The sequence below is a fragment of the Leucobacter sp. 7(1) genome, from assembly GCF_900163635.1.
Lineage (GTDB): Bacteria > Actinomycetota > Actinomycetes > Actinomycetales > Microbacteriaceae > Leucobacter.
In genome coordinates this window covers 114,306-131,210 of the sequence record NZ_FUID01000033.1, presented here as the reverse complement: position 1 = coordinate 131,210, position 16,905 = coordinate 114,306, and the positions used below count along the sequence as shown (strand labels likewise).

The 16,905-nt window shown below is 65.5% G+C and carries 19 protein-coding genes; 13 read left to right on the top strand and 6 right to left on the bottom strand.

Annotated elements, in window-relative coordinates; all coding sequences use genetic code 11:
• Positions 1–40 precede the first annotated feature (40 nt).
• Complete coding sequence (gene soxR / locus FM113_RS07850; RefSeq protein ID WP_087013220.1) at positions 41–508, top strand: redox-sensitive transcriptional activator SoxR; 468 nt, start codon at positions 41–43, stop codon at positions 506–508.
• On the opposite strand, the gene FM113_RS07845 is transcribed toward soxR, so the two are convergent.
• Positions 505–2,625: a heavy metal translocating P-type ATPase gene (locus FM113_RS07845; RefSeq protein ID WP_087013219.1), complete on the bottom strand. Its 2,121-nt coding sequence runs from the start codon at positions 2,623–2,625 to the stop codon at positions 505–507. The two genes, soxR and FM113_RS07845, sit on opposite strands and share 4 nt — an antisense overlap.
• A gap of 204 nt (positions 2,626–2,829) precedes the next feature.
• Between FM113_RS07845 and FM113_RS07840 the strand changes: the two genes are divergently transcribed.
• Positions 2,830–3,516, top strand: coding sequence for a hypothetical protein (locus tag FM113_RS07840; RefSeq protein WP_087013218.1), 687 nt, complete (start codon positions 2,830–2,832; stop codon positions 3,514–3,516).
• Here the strand turns inward: FM113_RS07840 and FM113_RS07835 are convergent.
• The gene (locus FM113_RS07835) at positions 3,476–4,063 is read right to left on the bottom strand and encodes a MarR family winged helix-turn-helix transcriptional regulator (RefSeq protein WP_087013217.1); all 588 of its coding nucleotides are present in this window, start codon (positions 4,061–4,063) and stop codon (positions 3,476–3,478) included. The two genes, FM113_RS07840 and FM113_RS07835, sit on opposite strands and share 41 nt — an antisense overlap.
• A gap of 114 nt (positions 4,064–4,177) precedes the next feature.
• On the opposite strand from FM113_RS07835, the gene idi reads away from it, so the two are divergent.
• Genes idi through FM113_RS07790 form a run of 9 tightly spaced genes read left to right on the top strand, consistent with a single transcriptional unit; the run spans position 4,178 to position 12,133 of the window.
• Entirely contained in the window at positions 4,178–4,726 is a 549-nt protein-coding gene (idi, locus tag FM113_RS07830; RefSeq protein ID WP_087013216.1) for an isopentenyl-diphosphate Delta-isomerase, read from the top strand.
• Positions 4,723–5,853 carry a polyprenyl synthetase family protein gene (locus FM113_RS07825; RefSeq protein WP_087013214.1) on the top strand — a complete coding sequence of 377 codons (1,131 nt, stop codon included), beginning with the start codon at positions 4,723–4,725 and terminating at the stop codon, positions 5,851–5,853. Before idi ends, FM113_RS07825 begins: the two co-directional genes overlap by 4 nt.
• On the top strand, positions 5,850–6,785 hold the full coding sequence (locus FM113_RS07820; protein WP_087013212.1) for a squalene/phytoene synthase family protein: 936 nt from the start codon (positions 5,850–5,852) through the stop codon (positions 6,783–6,785). The genes FM113_RS07825 and FM113_RS07820 overlap by 4 nt, the downstream gene beginning before the upstream one ends.
• Positions 6,782–8,392: a phytoene desaturase family protein gene (gene crtI, locus FM113_RS07815; protein ID WP_087013210.1), complete on the top strand. Its 1,611-nt coding sequence runs from the start codon at positions 6,782–6,784 to the stop codon at positions 8,390–8,392. The genes FM113_RS07820 and crtI overlap by 4 nt, the downstream gene beginning before the upstream one ends.
• A complete protein-coding gene (locus FM113_RS07810) occupies positions 8,389–8,763 on the top strand; it encodes a lycopene cyclase domain-containing protein (RefSeq protein ID WP_087013208.1) in 375 nt (124 codons plus the stop codon). The genes crtI and FM113_RS07810 overlap by 4 nt, the downstream gene beginning before the upstream one ends.
• Positions 8,760–9,938: a prenyltransferase gene (locus FM113_RS07805; RefSeq protein ID WP_087013206.1), complete on the top strand. Its 1,179-nt coding sequence runs from the start codon at positions 8,760–8,762 to the stop codon at positions 9,936–9,938. The genes FM113_RS07810 and FM113_RS07805 overlap by 4 nt, the downstream gene beginning before the upstream one ends.
• Entirely contained in the window at positions 9,935–10,831 is an 897-nt protein-coding gene (locus FM113_RS07800) for a TIGR01777 family oxidoreductase (RefSeq protein WP_087013204.1), read from the top strand. Before FM113_RS07805 ends, FM113_RS07800 begins: the two co-directional genes overlap by 4 nt.
• 35 nt (positions 10,832–10,866) lie before the next feature.
• Complete coding sequence (locus FM113_RS07795; protein ID WP_087013202.1) at positions 10,867–11,358, top strand: MarR family winged helix-turn-helix transcriptional regulator; 492 nt, start codon at positions 10,867–10,869, stop codon at positions 11,356–11,358.
• The gene (locus tag FM113_RS07790) at positions 11,351–12,133 is read left to right on the top strand and encodes a HEAT repeat domain-containing protein (protein ID WP_087013200.1); all 783 of its coding nucleotides are present in this window, start codon (positions 11,351–11,353) and stop codon (positions 12,131–12,133) included. Before FM113_RS07795 ends, FM113_RS07790 begins: the two co-directional genes overlap by 8 nt.
• On the opposite strand, the gene FM113_RS07785 is transcribed toward FM113_RS07790, so the two are convergent.
• On the bottom strand, positions 12,126–13,478 hold the full coding sequence (locus FM113_RS07785; RefSeq protein WP_087013198.1) for a deoxyribodipyrimidine photo-lyase: 1,353 nt from the start codon (positions 13,476–13,478) through the stop codon (positions 12,126–12,128). The two genes, FM113_RS07790 and FM113_RS07785, sit on opposite strands and share 8 nt — an antisense overlap.
• Before the next feature lie 90 nt (positions 13,479–13,568).
• On the opposite strand from FM113_RS07785, the gene FM113_RS07780 reads away from it, so the two are divergent.
• On the top strand, positions 13,569–14,279 hold the full coding sequence (locus FM113_RS07780) for an SDR family oxidoreductase (protein ID WP_087013197.1): 711 nt from the start codon (positions 13,569–13,571) through the stop codon (positions 14,277–14,279).
• Positions 14,280–14,290: 11 nt separating this feature from the next.
• On the opposite strand, the gene FM113_RS07775 is transcribed toward FM113_RS07780, so the two are convergent.
• From FM113_RS07775 to FM113_RS07765, 3 genes are all read right to left on the bottom strand, one after another.
• A complete protein-coding gene (locus FM113_RS07775; RefSeq protein ID WP_087013195.1) occupies positions 14,291–15,013 on the bottom strand; it encodes a thioredoxin domain-containing protein in 723 nt (240 codons plus the stop codon).
• The gene (locus tag FM113_RS07770) at positions 15,010–15,969 is read right to left on the bottom strand and encodes a cytochrome c oxidase assembly protein (protein ID WP_087013193.1); all 960 of its coding nucleotides are present in this window, start codon (positions 15,967–15,969) and stop codon (positions 15,010–15,012) included. The genes FM113_RS07775 and FM113_RS07770 overlap by 4 nt, the downstream gene beginning before the upstream one ends.
• Positions 15,970–16,072: 103 nt before the next feature.
• Complete coding sequence (locus tag FM113_RS07765) at positions 16,073–16,519, bottom strand: hypothetical protein (RefSeq protein WP_087013191.1); 447 nt, start codon at positions 16,517–16,519, stop codon at positions 16,073–16,075.
• 158 nt (positions 16,520–16,677) lie between these two features.
• Between FM113_RS07765 and FM113_RS07760 the strand changes: the two genes are divergently transcribed.
• Positions 16,678–16,902: a hypothetical protein gene (locus tag FM113_RS07760; protein ID WP_087013190.1), complete on the top strand. Its 225-nt coding sequence runs from the start codon at positions 16,678–16,680 to the stop codon at positions 16,900–16,902.
• The last annotated feature ends 3 nt before the right edge of the window (positions 16,903–16,905 follow it).

Here is a 16,905-nt window from a genome sequence, read left to right as displayed (position 1 = left end):
ACCCTAGAACTTCAAGTTCACTTGAAGTCAAGGGAGCCACATGAACGCCACCCCGCAGGATCTCCTCACTGTCGGCGAGGTGGCCCGCAGATCCGGCATTGCCACGAGCGCGGTCCGGTACTACGAATCACAAGGACTCATCACTTCGGTGCGCACCGCCGGAAATCAGCGGCGCTACCCGCGCTATGCGCTCCGCCGGATCGGGATCATCGTGGCATCCCGCAGATTCGGCATCCCGCTGAGTGAAGTCGCGGCAGTCTTTGCGGACCTGCCACACGACCGCATGCCCGGGAAGCGCGACTGGCGTCGAATCTCGGCGTCGTGGCACGAACAACTCGCCGCCCGTCGGCGAGAGCTTGAACTGCTCGAAGAAGAGCTCACCGGGTGCATCGGCTGCGGTTGCCTCTCGCTCAATACATGCCGCGCACTGAATCCCGGTGATCGCCTCGCGAACGATGGTCCCGGGCCGCGGCGCCTTGGCCGCGACCCGGAGCCGCCCGCTGCCTAGCGCTCAGGGGTTCCGAGGATCTCGGCGGCCACAACCTCCGGCCGCAGGTCCAGCCGTCGCAACAACTGCGCATTGAGCGCCACAACCACAGTGGACAACGACATCAGGATCGCTCCCACCGACATGGGAAGCACGAAACCAATAGGGGCAAGCACTCCCGCGGCGAGTGGCACCGAAATGAGGTTGTAGCCAGCGGCCCACCACAGGTTCTGCCGCATCTTCCGATACGCGGCCTGGGAAAGTCGAATCACCGAGAGCACCGAGCGCGGGTCATCACTCGCGAGGATCACCCCTGCCGAGGCGATTGCCACGTCCGTGCCTGCTCCAATGGCAAGCCCTACATCGGCTTGTGCGAGGGCGGGCGCGTCGTTCACGCCGTCCCCCACCATGGCGACGCGGCGTCCTTCACCCTGCAGTTCCTGCACCTTCGCGGCTTTGTCCTCGGGCCGGACCCCGGCAAAGACGCGGTCGATTCCGAGTTCCGCAGCGACCGAACGGGCCACCGCTTCTGCGTCCCCCGTGATCATCACGACTGAAACACCGAGCCGGTGCAGCGCATCGACCGCGTCTCGCGACTCTGCGCGGATCTCATCGCTCAGCGCAAGCGCCCCGATCACGGCACCGTCGCGCAGCACGTGCAGGATGATGGCCCCGCGCTCTCGCCACGGCTCGACCGCGGGAAGCTCTGCGGCGCCTTCTTCAGTGAGCAAGTGCGGCCCGCCGACCCGGATCGTGGACCCACCGACGGTCGCGGTCACGCCAACTGCTGGGGAGGACGAGAAGCCGGCCACCCGGTCAAGCTCAAGCCCACGACCCGCGGCCGCCTGCACGATCGCCTTCGCGAGCGGGTGCTCACTCGCGTGCTCAGCGGCGGCGGCCAGTGCAAGCACCTCGTTGGCGCTCCACTCCCCCACCGTGGCGATATCGGACACCTCCGGCTCCCCCTTTGTGAGGGTGCCTGTCTTGTCAAAAAGCACCGCGTCCACGCTCCGCATGCTTTCAAGCGCGAGGCGGTCCTTGACAAGCACCCCACCGCGGGCAGCGCGCTCCGTGGCGATCGAGACCACAAGCGGTATCGCGAGCCCGAGGGCATGGGGGCACGCAATGACAAGCACCGTGATGGTGCGCACCACGGCTTCGTCGGGCAGCCCGAATAGGGTCCAGGCGATCGCGGTGAGCACGGCCGCCCCAAGCGCAAACCAGAACAGCCAGCCGGCCGCCGTGTCCGCGAGTCGCTGCGCACGAGAGGAGGAGTTCTGCGCCTCAGTAACCAGGCGCTGGATCCCAGCGAGCGCCGTGTGTTCGCCCGTGGCGGTCACCTCGATACGAAGTCCGGAATCCGTCGCCACGGTGCCCGCGGTCACGTGATCCCCCACGGCTCGTGTGACCGTGCGCGATTCACCGGTGACCATCGACTCGTCCATTGCGACGCGGCCGTCGACAACCCGCCCGTCCGCCGGGACGCTCCCACCAGGCCGCACCACGACAAGATCACCCACCCGGAGTTCCCCAGGCGCAACGGTGACGATCTGTTCGCCTTCCACCCGCTCCGCAGTGTCCGGCAGGAGCGCGGCGAGGGAGTCAAGCGCGGAGGTCGTCTGCGCGAGGGAGCGCATCTCGACCCAGTGCCCCAGCAGCATGATCACGATCAGCAGCGCGAGCTCCCACCAGAAGTCGAGCTGATGATCCAGGATCCCGAGGCTCGCACCCCACGAAGCGAGGAACGCGACGGTGATCGCGAGCCCGATAAGGAGCATCATTCCCGGTTTTCGCGCACGAATCTCCGAGACCGCCCCCACAAGGAACGGCCGCCCACCCCAGGCATACATGACCGTGCCCAAGATCGGTGAGACCCAGGCCAGCCACGCCCAGTCTGGCAGCGGGTACCCGAGGATCGAGGCGAACATCATCGAGAGACCCGCGGTGGGGACCGCCAGCACAAGCATGATCCAAAACAGCCGGCGATATTGCGCCACGTGGTCGCTGTGGCCGGCGTGCCCGCTGTGGTCCGCGTGCGCATCGTGCGCATCATGGCCCGCGTGCGCATCGTGCTCCGAGCGATCCGAATGCTCCGAATGCTCATCGCTAATGCGGTGGCCTGCGTGTGCGTTCTCCATCGCCGTCCCCTCTTCGCCAGTGTGGCGTCGCACCACACAACCAGATACCCACGTGGGGTATTCCCTGCACCCTACTCCGCGCGGGCCCCTGTCGCCATTGTTTCCCGCAAAGCACCGCCGGTCCAGGGCTTTTTCCTACCGCCCACACTGAACAAAAGGTCAGCTATGGTGGCAAGAGCGATCCTGCAGACCTTGAGGGGGCCCATGAGTCACGAATCACCGCGCCAACGCGCGATCCGGATCGCTGGAATTATTGGGGCTTTGGTGGTCATCGGGGTGGTGCTCTGGATCGATATCGCGACCGGTATCTGGCAAGACCTCGTCATTCTCGCCGGCCTCGCGGCAGGCCTCGTCTCATTCCTCCTGACGGTGCTCGTGGTGGACAGGATCGTGGCTCGCTCCACCGCGCGGCGCTGGGCACCGGTCACCCGCCTCGCGCTCACCGAGCTTCTCCACGATCTCGCCGACGAAAACCAGAGTGAAATTGCTCGCGGCCACATTGTGCCCCGCAGGCTTCCCACCCTCGACCAGAGCCTTTCTGCAACGGAATGGAGCACCGAGCAATACCAGCTCCGCGCACTGGTTGTCACCGAACGCCGGATCCTTTCCGAAGCCCTCAGTCGCTGGGTAGAGTTCCTCGCAACGAGCACCGACACCGGAGACGTGCTCCGACAGGTCGCGGATATTGCGCTTCAGATGGACCGCATCCGGGACGCCTCGCTCGAGCTCGACCGCACCCCGAAGCCAGCCGCACGGGACGCACTCGACGCAGAAATCGCGTCGTGCAACACTCACTTCGCGACACTTTCTCGCGAGCTTGCCCGGCAACTCGCAGCGCAGGATCAGCCCGCTAGGACGCGGCGCTCCCGGGAGCCCAGTCTGCGTTCTTGAGTGACAGCTTGTCCGTCATGTCCTCGAGAAAACTGATCACCGTTTCGCGCTGATCGGGAGTGAGACGCGCAGCTGAGATAAACCGCTTTGCCTGCTGTTTTCCAACGGTCTGCATGGCCGCCGCCTGGGTTTCTGGAGTGATCTCGATGGCGAAGGCACGCCGGTCCACCGGGTGCACACTCCGCGTAATGTGTCCACCACGTTCGAGTCGGTTCAAGAGCTTCGTTGTCGACGCGGCGGAAATCTTGAGGTGCGACGCGAGCATGCCCGGGGTCACCACCTCACCTCGATTCTTGGCAACAATCAGAAAGTGCAATCCGCGCATGTCCTGCGCGCCGAGCTGCATGTATTCCCGAGAGGCCTCAGCCACTTCCCGTTCCGTGTCACGCAACCCCACCAGCGCCGCCATCAACCGCGCAATCTGAGCGAGGTCCTCTTCGGACACGCCAGTCCGGTCAACAAGCTCCCCTTTGGGGTCGCTCGACGACATCTCGTAGAGCCGCTCCGAGAGTGATACTGAGGCCGTTCCGGCGCGCGTGTCCGCCATGCACCCATTCTACGCCGCGTCTATCCAAATCGGTAAATATTAACTGAGGCGTTAATATAGCCTGACTTCTATAGTATTCTTCTTGAAACAATGCTCGAGCGTCAGGAGAGACACGTGCCCGTCCCTGAAATTGTCGTCCTGCTCGATGAGCATCACGCGGAGATCGGAACAATGCCCAAGCGGGAGGTTCACGGTACCGACACCCCGCTGCACCTTGCCTTCTCCTGCTATGTTCGGAATTCCGACGGCGAGATCCTCCTGACTCGACGGGCCCTGACGAAGCAAAGCTGGCCCGGAGTGTGGACAAATAGCTTCTGCGGGCACCCGGGTCCGGGTGAAGACCTGAGCGCAGCCGTGCACCGGCGCGCAGCAGACGAGTTGGGTGCTGAGCTCACCGACATCACACCGGTGTTGCCGAGCTTCCGGTACCGGGCGATGGACCCCAGCGGGATCATAGAAAATGAGGTCTGCCCGGTCTTCACGGCGCAGCTTTCGGGGGGACTCGAGCCGCACGCCGACGAGGTGTGTGAATGGACGTGGATCGCGCCCGCAGCGCTCACCGCCGCAGTGGCGGTGGCCCCCTTCGCCTTCAGCCCGTGGCTGCGTGAACAATTGCCTCAGCTCCTCGCGGAAGACGCCCTGGAGTGGGATGGCTCAGCATGAGCTCGGTCAAGCTATCCACGGCACAGCGCCCGGGGACGCAGTCCCTCCTCGTGTCACGGGAACTCGATCGCTTGCTCTCAGCCAGGGACGAGCAGGTCGCGCGATACGGCCCTGAGTTTGCGCGTCTCTGGCAGCACGCCCGTGCGCGTGCGATCGGCGGGAAGCTTCTCCGTCCACGTCTCCTTCTCGGTGCCTTTGATGCGCTGAGCCAAGCACGCGAGTCCGCAGCGATCGCAGAGCAAGCTACTGCAGTCCGGATGGCGGCGATGACGGAGATTCTGCACTACTCATTCCTCCTCCACGACGACGTGATCGATGGCGATCTCTCTCGTCGAGGCCAGTTGAACCTCATCGGCGCAGTCCTCGAGGACCGAGTACGTCATGTGTCCCGGCCCGGCCAATTCCTGGCGGATGATCGGGAACGGCGGGACCTCCACTGGGCAAAAACCAGCGGGATTCTGATGGGAGATCTTTTTCTCGCCATCGCCCATCAAATTGTCGCCCGCGAAGCGCTTCCCGCTGATGCGCGGCTCCGCATGCTCGACCTACTGGACCACACGATTGTCGAATCTATCGCCGGAGAGCACCTCGACGTCGGTCTGAGTACCGGTGCCGTGTCAGCGAGTCCCGGAGCTGTGCTGAGAATGAGCCAGCTCAAAACGGCAACCTACACGTTCGAGTTCCCCCTCCGAACAGCCGCAATTCTCGCCTCCGCTCCGCCCCGAGTTGATCACATCCTGGGCAAGATCGGGCGAGCCCTGGGGCTCGCATTTCAGCTTCAGGATGATCTCTTGTCCACGTTCGGGCAGCCGGACGAGCACGGGAAAGACGCCTTCTCCGATCTCCGCGAGGGCAAGGAAACCGCGCTCATCGCGCATGCCCGCGGCACGGCAGAGTGGCCCCACATCGCATCACGCCTTGGCCGGCAAGAGCTCCACGTTGAGGAGTGTCGTGATCTCCGAGATCGGTTGCGCGCGTGCGGAGCTGAGCGCGCCGTGGCCACCCTGATTACCGAGCAGGTCGCCGAGTGTGAGGAAATCTGTGCGGCTGAGGCGGCCGTTCTGCCACCAGCCCTCACGCAGTTCATTTCCGAACTCGTGACAGAGCTCGACGGGAGACGCACATGACACGCGCATCGGATCTCGCTTCGCCGCTCACCAGGTACACGCTCGCCTGCGAACGTTCCGCTGCCCGCGTCATCGACACCTATTCCACGTCTTTCGGAACGGCGACGCGACTCCTCGGCACACGCCACCGCGCCCACGTCCGCAACATCTACGGGCTCGTCCGCATCGCAGACGAACTTGTTGACGGGGTGACCGTCGAAGCCGGATACGCACCCGACGCTCAGCACCAGGAGCTGGATCGGCTTGAGGCCGATACCCTCACCGCAATCTCTCGCGGCTACAGCAGCAACCCCGTCGTGCATGCCTTCGCTCACACGGCGCGCGCAGCAGGGATCGACGCCGCTCTTGTCGCTCCCTTTTTCACGTCTATGCGCAGCGATCTCCCCGCTCCGCAGTCGGAGCACGGCCCGACCGAGGACGGGCCCCGACACCTCGCATCCGAATTCAACCAGGCGGCCCACGCATCGTACGTGTACGGTTCCGCCGAGGTTGTCGGGCTCATGTGCCTGCGCGTGTTTCTCCGAGACGACATCCTCAGCGAGGAGCGCCGCGCAACTCTGGAACGGGGCGCATGCCGTCTGGGCGCGGCATTTCAAAACGTCAATTTCCTCCGCGATCTTGCAGACGACACCGACCGACTTGGCCGCCATTACCTGAGCACAACGGTCGACCTCACCCCGGCACAACACAAGCGCTGGGTGGAGACGATCCGCGCACAGCTCACGGAAGCCGAGGAGACCCTGCCACTGCTGCCGGGTGATGCACGTCTCGCCGTGACGAGCGCCCTGCGACTATTCCGTAGCCTCAATGAACGACTGGCACGCACTCCCACCGAACATCTCACGCGCCGACGCGCGCGTGTGCCCGGGCTCACGAAAGCCTGGCTCGTGGCACGTGCCGCCGTGGATACCCGAAGGAGTACGCTGGCATGACCCGCACAATCGTCATTGGAGGAGGTGTCGCGGGGTTGGCGACGGCCGCACTCCTCGCGAAAGAGGGCCACAAAGTCCGCCTCCTGGAACGAAATGAGCGGTGGGGTGGCCGGGCAGGAACACTCGAACGCGACGGCTTTCGATTCGATACTGGCCCATCGTGGTATTTGATGCCACGCGTGTTCGATCATTTCTTCGAACTCCTCGGTACCACCACGGCTGAGCAACTGGATCTGCAACTCCTCGACCCGGGGTACCGCGTCTTCTCAGAGCCCGCGGCGACCACTCGTGAGAAAGCTGGCCCCGGGCTGTCGTTCGCCGTACCCTTCGGGGCAGATCGCGTCGCTGCGGCATTTGACAAGCGAGAACCCGGCAGCGCGCGCACCGTGCAGCGCTACGTCGCGTCCGCGGAGCGCGCAACCGAGCTTGCCGAGCAATATTTTCTCTACAACCCATTCACCCGGCTGCGTACGCTCGCAACGATGCCAGTCCTCCGCGAGCTTCCCCGCCTCGTCCCCTTGCTCGCGGGCACACTCGAACGCTTCGTAGCCCGCCGGTTTCGGGATCCGCTGCTCCGTCAGGTGCTCGGCTATCCGGCCGTGTTCCTCGGTACTGATCCCAGCCGCGCTCCCGCGATGTATCACCTGATGAGCGCCCTTGATCTCAGCGAAGGCGTCCGATACCCGATGGGGGGCTTCGGCGAGTTGATCAATCGGCTGGGGACCCTCGCTCTCGACGCGGGAGTTGAAATCGTGACCGGTGCAGAAGTGACCGAGATCTTGACTCGCCGTGAACACGGTACCTCGGTCGCGAACGGCGTCCGCTGGCGCGATACCGCGGGCAGATCACACGTTGAGCACGCCCACACAGTTGTCTCTGCGGCCGACCTGCACCACACCGAAACCCAGCTCCTCGCACCCGAAGCACGGACGTTTCCCGAGTCCTGGTGGCAGCGCCGGCAGAGTGGGCCTGGCGCCGTCATCGCCCTGCTGGGAGTCCGAGGTTCGCTCCCGGAGCTCGAGCACCATTCACTCTTTTTCACCCGCGACTGGGACGCCAATTTCTCTGCAATTTTCGGGCGGGACCGCACGATCCCCGACCCGGCCTCGATCTACGTCTGCAGGCCCAGCGCCACTGACCCGGATGTTGCACCAGCCGGGCATGAGAACCTGTTTGTCCTCATTCCCGTCCCAGCCGACCCGGGCCTCGGCGGCGGCGGGGCTGATCGCTCCGGCGACACCGCCATCGAAAACGCGGTGGATGCCGCCGTGGCACAAATCAGTAGCTGGGCAGGGATCCCGGATCTCGCTGAGCGTATCGTGCTTCGGGAGACAATCGGGCCCGAAGAGTTTGTGGCGTCCTATCACTCATGGAGCGGCGGCATGCTCGGTCCGTCACATATCCTCAGCCAGAGCGCGATGTTCCGGGCCCAGAATCAGTCTCGCCGCGTCACCGGGCTATACTACGCTGGCGCGACCACGGCACCCGGGGTCGGTGTCCCCATGTGCCTGATCAGTGCGGAGCTTGTCCTCAAACGTATCCGTGGCGATCACTCGCCGGGCCCCGTGCGCCCCCGGCACCCCGCACCGACCGAGGCTCGCTCATGAACGGCATCAGTGGTCTCAGTTACCTCGCCGTGCTCTGCGCGGGCATCGCTTGCATGCTGCTCATCGACCGACGCTTTCGATTGTTCTTCTGGCGTGCGCCCGTCGCCGCGAGTCTGGTCACCCTCGCCGGCACAGCCTTCCTGCTGCTGTGGGACGCCGCGGGGATCGCATCTGGGATCTTTCTTCGTGGCGATCCGGCGCACGTCTCTGGCATCGTGCTCGCGCCGGAGCTCCCGCTCGAGGAACCCGTATTTTTGGTCTTCCTCGTGCTCTGCACAATGGTGTTGTACACCGGCATCGAGCGCGTATTGCGGATCCGGCATCGGCGCGCAGCACACACGCAATCGACGCAGACAGGAACTGACGCGTGAACTATCTCACGCTTGCCTCCATATTCGTGACCGCTGCGGTCGCTTGCGCGTGGCTGCTCGCCCGCCGCGCCGGACGGCGGGGCGTCACCTGGGTGGCTGTCGCGCTCGCAGGAATCGCGTTGCTGCTCCTCACCGCGGTGTTCGACACCCTGATGATCCGACTGGGGCTGTTCTCTTACGCTCCCGAGCACCTGATCGGGTTCCGCATCGGCCTCGCGCCCATCGAAGACTTCGCCTACCCCCTCGCGATCGTCATCGCGCTCCCCGTGCTGTGGGCCGTGCTGACGAAGCCCGGTATCGTGCCGCTCACGAAGCTCGTGCACCAGGCCTGGCTGGCTTCCCGGCCCGTGAGCTGGATCAACACCGCATTTCCTTTCGCCGCGGCATTGCTCCTCACCACCCGGGAGATCAGCTGGGTCTGGGTGATCGGCACGCTCTACTACCTCGTGCCCTACAACATCGCGATGTACGGGGTGAACGATGTCTTCGACTATGAATCAGATCTCAGGAACCCCCGCAAGGGGGGCATCGAGGGTGCGCTGCTGGCACCTCAATTCCACCGACCGCTCCTCTGGCTGGTCTTGGCCACCAACGTGCCATTCGTGCTCGTTCTGCTTGCCGCTGGTGGCCCGATGGCCTGGGTTTCGCTGGCAGTGAGCACCTTCGCGCTGCTTGCGTATTCCGCGCCACCGCTGCGGCTGAAGGAGCGCCCTGGCTGGGATTCGGTCACCTCAAGCCTCCACTTTGTGAGTCCGGCAGTGGTGGGCCTCGCGCTCGGCGGTGCGACTATAGATTCCGGCCTGTTCCTGACGCTCCTCGCGTTCTTCCTGTGGGGCATGGCGGCTCATGCCTTTGGCGCGGTGCAAGATATCCGACCGGATCGGGACGCGGGGATCGGCTCGATCGCAACGGCCTGCGGTGCCCGCCGAACGGTCCGACTCGCGCTCGCGCTGTGGCTGCTGGCTGGACTCCTCATGCTCGCCACCCCGTGGCCGGGCCCACTCGCCGCGATCCTCGCCCTTCCCTACCTCGTGAATTGCCTGCCGTGGATCAACGTCACCGACGACACCGCCACCGAGACAAATCGCGCCTGGCGCAGGTTCATCTGGATCAACTACGGAGCGGGCTTCGCGGTTACGCTCATACTCATACTCTTCTGGCAGGTGGGCACATGACACACGCAGCACGCATCATTGTTTCCGGATCGTCCGGTCTGATCGGGAGCGCGCTCGTGTCCAGCCTGCGCGCCGACGGTATTCCGGTCACACGGCTCGTGCGTCGGGCCGCAACGCGGCCTGACGAGATCGCGTGGGATCCCGCACGCCCGCTTCATTCGGAGGTTCTCGCCGGAGCTCGGGCAGTAGTGAACCTCAACGGGGCTAGCATCGGCAAGCTCCCGTGGACCGCGCGGTACCGATCGGTCCTGCGCGACTCCAGGCTCGCGCCCACGCGCGCGCTCGCGGCCGCGCTCCGGCCCCTGGGAGAGGAAGCTCCCGCATTTCTGTCGGCCTCGGCTGTCGGAATCTACGGCGACCGCCCTGGAGCGCGACTGACGGAGCAGGATCTTCCTGGCTCCACATTCCTCGCGCAGCTCAGCGCCGAGTGGGAAGCGGCAGCGCTCGAGGCCGGACCCCGCGCCAGGGTTGCGCTCATTCGCACGGCCTCGATCCTGCACCCCCGGGGCGTCCTGAAGCCGCTCCTGCCGCTCACGAAGCTCGGGCTCAGCGGACCGCTCGGGCGCGGCGACCAGGTGTGGCCCTGGATCTCGCTCGACGACGAGGTAGGAGCGATCCGGCACGTCATTGACCACGGGCTGAGTGGCCCCATCAACCTCGCGGGCCCCACCCCTGCAAGCGCCCGCACGATTGGGAGCGAACTTGCGCGGCGGCTCCGGCGGCCCTATGTGCTTCCTGCCCCAGCGTGGGCGCTGCGGCTCGGTCTCGGGCGCGACGCCGCTGACTCGCTTCTCCTCGCTGATGCCACGGTTGTCCCAGAAGCATTGACCCAATCTGGCTTCGCGTTTCGCCACCGGAGCGCAGCGGAGGCGCTCGACGCCGCACTCGGGTAGACACAATATAGTTTAGGGGTTGATAATATACCCCTATGGATGTTCCGCTCGTTCCGAAGCACACGTTGCTCCTCGAACACACACAACAGCAGACCGAAGGTGCACAGCTCCTGATGACACTGCTCCGCACTGCGCAGCTCATTGACCGCGCATGCGCGACGCAGCTTGCCCCGTTTGAGCTCACAGAGGCGCGGTTCGGTGTGCTCCTTGCGGCCGCCAACGACCCCGCAGCTACCCCGGCGAGTATCGCGGCGCAACTCGATGTCACTCGTGCAGCGGTCACCGGGCTCATCGACGGTCTCGTGCGCCAGGGCCTCGTCACGCGCAGCGAAGATCCGCGAGACCGTCGATCGCTCACGGTGACAGTCACGCTCGCGGGTCAGGCCACACTTGCAGCGCTCGGGCCACGCTACGGGGACTGGTTGAGCGACCTTACCGCCGGTCTCGGCGCGAGCGACATCGCCCGCGCCACCGCGGCGCTCGGGGAGATCCAGCGCCGACTCGCCGCCCAGGACTCTCGTGGCTGAGTCGGGTGCGAGCAGGATTCGCGACATTGCCCCGGAACACCTCGCGAACTTGAACGCCGGAACCGCGCAGGCACGTACGCTCACCGAGGCCCTCGCGATCGATCACCCCACGCTCCTGCGCGCCGCGCTGCCCGACGCTGGCCCTGCGCTCACGGCCGCGATCGACGAGGCGCAGCGTCTCGGAATTCTGAAGCGGATGACCGCCATCGGGGGTGCGGTTCACACACATCTCGATGCCGCTCAGCGTGCACGACTCGCGACGCACTCGTCAGACACCGTGCGTGGATGGGCGTGCTTCGCAGTCGGCGCTCAGTCGCTGCGTCATCTCTCTTCCGCCGCGGCCGTCGCGGAGCTCCTCACACAGATTCGCCCCTTCGCAGATGACCCGCACTTCACCGTGCGCGAGTGGGCGTGGATGGCGATCCGGAACCCCCTTGTCGCCCGGCTCCCGGAGGCGATCACGGCGCTGTCAAGCTGGACGAGTGAACCCTCACCCCGAGTGCGCCGATTCGCAAGCGAGGCGTTGCGGCCGCGCGGAGTCTGGGCTGCGCACATCCCGGCACTCAAGGCCGCGCCCGAGCTCGGGAATCCACTTCTTGAGCCGCTGCGGTCCGACCCGGATCGCAGTGTGCAAGACTCCGTGGCGAACTGGATCAATGACGCTGCAAAGACCCGGCCCGAGTGGGCGCGGGATCTCGCGGCCCGCTGGCTCGCACAGAGCCCGGAAGCCGCGACCGAGCGCATCGTGGCCCGCGGGCTGCGCTCAATCAGCTGACGGCGGGCTCCGAGGAAGCTCCGCGGGCCTGGTCATAGGCTGCAAGCGCCCGCACGCGGCTCGTTCGCAGGTCAACGATCTCCGGAGTCAGCAGCGCGTGAGGGGCCCACTGTTCGACGTACGTTCCATCCCGATCGAACTTCTGTTGCTGCGTCACCGGGTTAAAAATCCGGAAGTACGGTGCGGCGTCGGCTCCGCAGCCCGCAACCCACTGCCAATTGAACGGATTGCTCGCGGCGTCGGCGTCGACAAGCGTGTCCCAAAACCACGCCTCGCCCACCCGCCAGTCGATGAGGAGGTTTTTCGTGAGAAACGATGCCGTCACCATCCGCACCCGATTGTGCATAAACCCCGACTGCCACAGCTCGCGCATACCCGCATCGACGAGCGGGAAGCCCGTCTCCCCACGCTGCCAAGCCTCGAGTTCAGCGCCGGGGTCCGTGCGCCACGGGAACGCATCGAATTGCGCGTTGAGTCCGCGCAGGTGCAGGTCCGGGGAGGCGAACAGGGTGTGCCATGCGAACTCGCGCCACCCAATCTCAGACAGGAACACCCCGACGTCGGCACCCGCGTCGAGAGCTCGGTGCCACACCGTACGCGGGCTGATTTCACCCCAGCGCAGATGCGGTGAGAGCTCGGATCCCGTCGCCCGTGCAGGAAAGTCGCGACCCTCCGCGTAGCCCGCTGCACCAGCGTCAAGAAACTCGTCGAGCCGCTCGCGGGCGGCAGCTTCGCCTGGGGTCCATCGCGCAGCAATTCCCGCCGCCCAATCCGGTGCCGTGGGTCGCAACCGCCACCCGTCGAGCGGCTCGCCGAGGGGCTGTGGCGTCGCCGCGTGCACGCGATCCGGCACCGTCGTCGGCTCGACCGGCGCGGGGCGGGAGAGGCACGCCCGCCAGAACGCGGAGTACACCCGGTACGGCAGCCCCTGACCGTTGAGAACCGTTCCGGGCTCAAATAGCACGTTGCCCGGAAACGAGTGTGCGGCAACACCGCCGGCTCGGAGATGTTCTTTCAGCGCGGCGTCGTGGTGACGCTCACCTCCGTAGCGACGATTCCAGAGCACCCGGGTGACTCCGGCCTGGGCGACGACCTCGGGAACCACCTCCGCAACCGCACCGCGTCGCAGCACGAGAGGGATCTCCCGCTCCGCGAGAGCTTCACGCAGCCGCTCCAGTGAACCGTGCAGCCACCAACGCGCGGCACCTCCCAGGGGGCGCACGCCCTCCGACACCTCATCGAGCACAAAGAGGGCAATCAGCCCGTCCGGGTCATCCGCCGCCGCGGCGAGCGCGGGGTTGTCGTCGATCCGGAGGTCGTCACGAAACCACACGAGAGATGTCATCTGTTCAGCCTATTGCGGGGACATTGCACGCCGGGTGATCCGGGGCAATCTGACAGTCCCGGAACACGCTCGCCTGACATACTTCGAAGCATGCGATTGCTCATTGTTGGCGCGAGCACCGGACTGGGCCGCGCACTCTTCGACGGCCTGTCCACCGCGGGTTACGAGACCATCGGTGTATCCCGGAGCGTTCCAGGTGGCGTCGATCCTGCGCGTTGGATCGCGGCCGACTTTCGCAATCCCGCCGACGCCGCCGACGTGATCCTCCGGGCGATCTCCACCGAGTCAGCACCCCTCGACGGGGTCATCTACAACCTCGGTGTCTGGGAACCTAGCGCGTTTACCGAAGACTACGACTTCACCGCACAGGACGACGCCGTCACGCTGGGGCTGCTTGCGAGCAACGTCACCGGGCCGATCCTGCTGCTTCAGCGGCTGCTCCCCCAGCTCCTTGCCACGACGCAGCCGCGGGTGATCCTCACCGGTTCCACCTCAGGTCTCCCGCGCAGCGGCCGCCCCGAGGTCGCCTTCGGGGCCTCGAAGGCCGCGCTCAACGGGATTGCCGATGCGCTCCGCGCCCAGTATCACCGCAACAGGCTCGCCGTGACCACCCTGCAGCTGGGGTACCTCAACACCGAGGATGCGCTCTCCGTGCCGCGTGCCGCGGCGGCGGCCCGCGGCGACGGTACGCTCATCCCGGTGCACGACGTTGTCGACGTCGTGGCAACGCTGCTGGGCCTCTCCGGGGCCTCGTATGTGCGCGAGCTTCTGATGCCTGCGATCCTCGACGAGCGGTTCTGACGCCGACGGCGTTATTCGCGGGCCGCGAGCGCACCGTCCAGCGCATCGGTGAGGTCGGAGACCTGTGTCGGGGTGACAAGCTCCCCATCGATGAAGAATGTCGGGGTGCCCTGCACCCCCAGCGCCTGCCCGGCGGTAAAGTCCTCGGCCACCCGGGCCTCGGTTGCCGGATCCGCCACCGCCGCGTCGTATGCGGCCATATCGAGGCCAAGCTCCTCGGCAAAGCCGCGGAACCGGGGAGCCTCAGACTCCTGCTTTTCGCCCCATTCGAGCTGCGTGGCAAACATCTTGCGGTACATCGCTTCGAACTCCCCCTGCTGCGCAGCCGCCTCGACCGCAACGGCCGACGTCATTGAGTTCAGGTGACCCGGGATCGGGAAGTACCGCACCACAACGTTGATCTTCCCGTCGTACTGCTCTCGAATGTCTTCAATCACCGGGTGGAGGGCATTACACGCCTCGCACTCGAAATCGAGGAACTCAACGAGCGTCGGTGCCTCGGGCCCCACATCATCGAGCACACGCGAGTTTTCTTGGACAAGCGGCACCCGGTTCTGCGCCACTGCCTCACTCGCCTCTGACTGTGCGCCGGATCGGGCGAGCAGCGCGATCACGATGAACACCAAGAACACGAGGAACACCGCGGGGATAGTAATCAGGGCCGCCTTTGCTGAGCGACTCAGCGGTTTCCGCGGGGCCTGCGGGGTCTGGTTCGGGATTTCTGACTGTGTCATCGGAGATTCTCCTGGGATTTGGGGCGCGGGTCTCGCTGGGCGACCTGCGCCAAAAAAGCGTTGTATTCGTCAAGGTCGGCATCCTCTTGGGGCTGCCGCTGTTTGGCGCGGCGGATGTCACTCTTGCGCCACTTCGAAAGCGTCACGATCAGGACCAACAGGAGCGGGAGCTCGCCGTAGGACCACACCAGCCCACCGCCGATCGCCTGGTCAAGGGCGCGGCTGATCCCCCACCCCTCCGGATCTGCTGCGTACCACTGGAACATCGCGCCGCCACTACGGAGCAAAATCAGCCCAAACAGCGCGTGGATCTGGATCTCGATCAACACGTCGATCAGGCGCACCACAAACGACGGTCGGCGCGGCAGTGGGTCGAGTGACCAAAGCGGTGCCGCCGCGATGATCCCGAACACGAGGAACAGGGTGAGGAGCAGCAGGTGCCCCTCCGGCAGCGCGAGCACCCAGCTCACCGCGTCAGTGAAATACAGTCCGGGGAAGGCGATCCCGGCCACGAGAATCGCGACGCCGGGATGCAGCAGCGCGTGCGCGGTGCGCGAGCGGTAGCCCCCGAGAGCGAGCCGCCGAACCGGCCGACCCCATCCCGTGCGGGGCGCCGCCCGCAGAATTAGGCGGCCCGGTGCGCCCATGAGGAGCAGCGGAGGCACCGCGACGAGGAGCGTGATTTGCTGAAACAGCAGCACGGAGACGAGATCCTCCGCAAAGGCGTTGCCCCGCAGCCCCGTGGCCGCCCACCACACCAGGCAGCCCAGCACGAAGGACAGCGTGGACATCACGCTCCACGCTGTGCGGGCACGCCAGAGCGACACCGCTCCCGCAAGGTAGAGCAGCGCGCATCCGAGCGCTACCCATGACAGGGGCGAGGCGCTCTGCAGCTCGAACGCAAAGAGGGTATTCAGGTCATAATTGTCAGTCGCGGTGAGGTTCGCGGCATACACAACACATCGGTCTTTCTCTGGGGGTCGGATCGGGATCCGCGCGCCGGATATCCTCCGGATTCAGATTCCGAAAAATCGCGGCACGCGAGAGGCGCGATGCGACTCAGGTCCGGCTCACCGAGAGGAGTACACGCAGCGACGCCACGGGTGCCGCGGCGGTCGCTGCGCGCGGGAACGCCGAGTTGCCCGGAGTGCGAGAACTCACACGCCGGGCCACCACCCGCCACATGCGCGGTGCACCAAGGACCATCGTGATGAGCAGCGCAAGCATGCAGGCCGTAACAACTTCGAGATGGCCGAGGCCACCCGCGAATCCCCCAGCACCGGTCTCAGACACGCCGCCGAGGAGAACGCTTCCCTCCGCCCCCGGGCTGGCGTCCTGGTGTTCGATGCTGGAAACGCTCGGCACTTCGGCTCGGAGCGGGGCTGCCGGGGCCGTGTCATGCAGGTGCATGCCGAGCAACCCGAGCAGCACGAAGAGCGCGACCGCGAGAAACGCGAGCAGGCCGTGTACCGGCCGCACAGCGGGCTGCGTGCGATGCGTTCGCATGGACCCCTCGCCTTCTCGATTGTGGTTTCACGCTAGCAGGGGGCGGATGAATAGGGACTGTGACGCTACCCTCGTGGATCCGGCGCGGCGCTATTCAGGCGCCCTTCCCACAAAATCAAGTTCGCCGTTATCGCCCTGATCTCGGTAAACTGTGTTCCATGCCGTTTGAAAGCTTCCAGCGCCTCCCCCAGGAGGTCCAAGAGATCGTTACGTTGGGTCTCGAAAATGAGATCCAGACCGCCTTCGAGGCCATTGGTAAGGCGAAGGCGAATTCCTCGCTGTCCGTCGAAGAAATTGGCTTCCTCGAGGGTGACATCCTCCGTGCTTCCGCTCTGCGGTCGCGTCTCACGGGCGAGGACTCGCCCGTGGTCCCCAAGAAGTAGCGA

What these genes read in the sequence shown, in the direction of transcription:
- FM113_RS07795 (WP_087013202.1), top strand. Translation starts at nt 10,867, where the DNA reads ATGGATGTTCCGCTCGTTCCGAAGCACACGTTGCTCCTCGAACACACA.
- FM113_RS07810 (WP_087013208.1), top strand. Translation starts at nt 8,389, where the DNA reads ATGAACGGCATCAGTGGTCTCAGTTACCTCGCCGTGCTCTGCGCGGGC.
- FM113_RS07835 (WP_087013217.1), bottom strand. Translation starts at nt 4,063, where the DNA reads ATGGCGGACACGCGCGCCGGAACGGCCTCAGTATCACTCTCGGAGCGG.
- FM113_RS07825 (WP_087013214.1), top strand. Translation starts at nt 4,723, where the DNA reads ATGAGCTCGGTCAAGCTATCCACGGCACAGCGCCCGGGGACGCAGTCC.
- soxR (WP_087013220.1), top strand. Translation starts at nt 41, where the DNA reads ATGAACGCCACCCCGCAGGATCTCCTCACTGTCGGCGAGGTGGCCCGC.
- FM113_RS07780 (WP_087013197.1), top strand. Translation starts at nt 13,569, where the DNA reads ATGCGATTGCTCATTGTTGGCGCGAGCACCGGACTGGGCCGCGCACTC.
- FM113_RS07765 (WP_087013191.1), bottom strand. Translation starts at nt 16,519, where the DNA reads ATGCGAACGCATCGCACGCAGCCCGCTGTGCGGCCGGTACACGGCCTG.
- FM113_RS07845 (WP_087013219.1), bottom strand. Translation starts at nt 2,625, where the DNA reads ATGGAGAACGCACACGCAGGCCACCGCATTAGCGATGAGCATTCGGAG.
- FM113_RS07840 (WP_087013218.1), top strand. Translation starts at nt 2,830, where the DNA reads ATGAGTCACGAATCACCGCGCCAACGCGCGATCCGGATCGCTGGAATT.
- FM113_RS07785 (WP_087013198.1), bottom strand. Translation starts at nt 13,478, where the DNA reads ATGACATCTCTCGTGTGGTTTCGTGACGACCTCCGGATCGACGACAAC.
- FM113_RS07775 (WP_087013195.1), bottom strand. Translation starts at nt 15,013, where the DNA reads ATGACACAGTCAGAAATCCCGAACCAGACCCCGCAGGCCCCGCGGAAA.
- FM113_RS07820 (WP_087013212.1), top strand. Translation starts at nt 5,850, where the DNA reads ATGACACGCGCATCGGATCTCGCTTCGCCGCTCACCAGGTACACGCTC.
- FM113_RS07760 (WP_087013190.1), top strand. Translation starts at nt 16,678, where the DNA reads ATGCCGTTTGAAAGCTTCCAGCGCCTCCCCCAGGAGGTCCAAGAGATC.
- crtI (WP_087013210.1), top strand. Translation starts at nt 6,782, where the DNA reads ATGACCCGCACAATCGTCATTGGAGGAGGTGTCGCGGGGTTGGCGACG.
- FM113_RS07800 (WP_087013204.1), top strand. Translation starts at nt 9,935, where the DNA reads ATGACACACGCAGCACGCATCATTGTTTCCGGATCGTCCGGTCTGATC.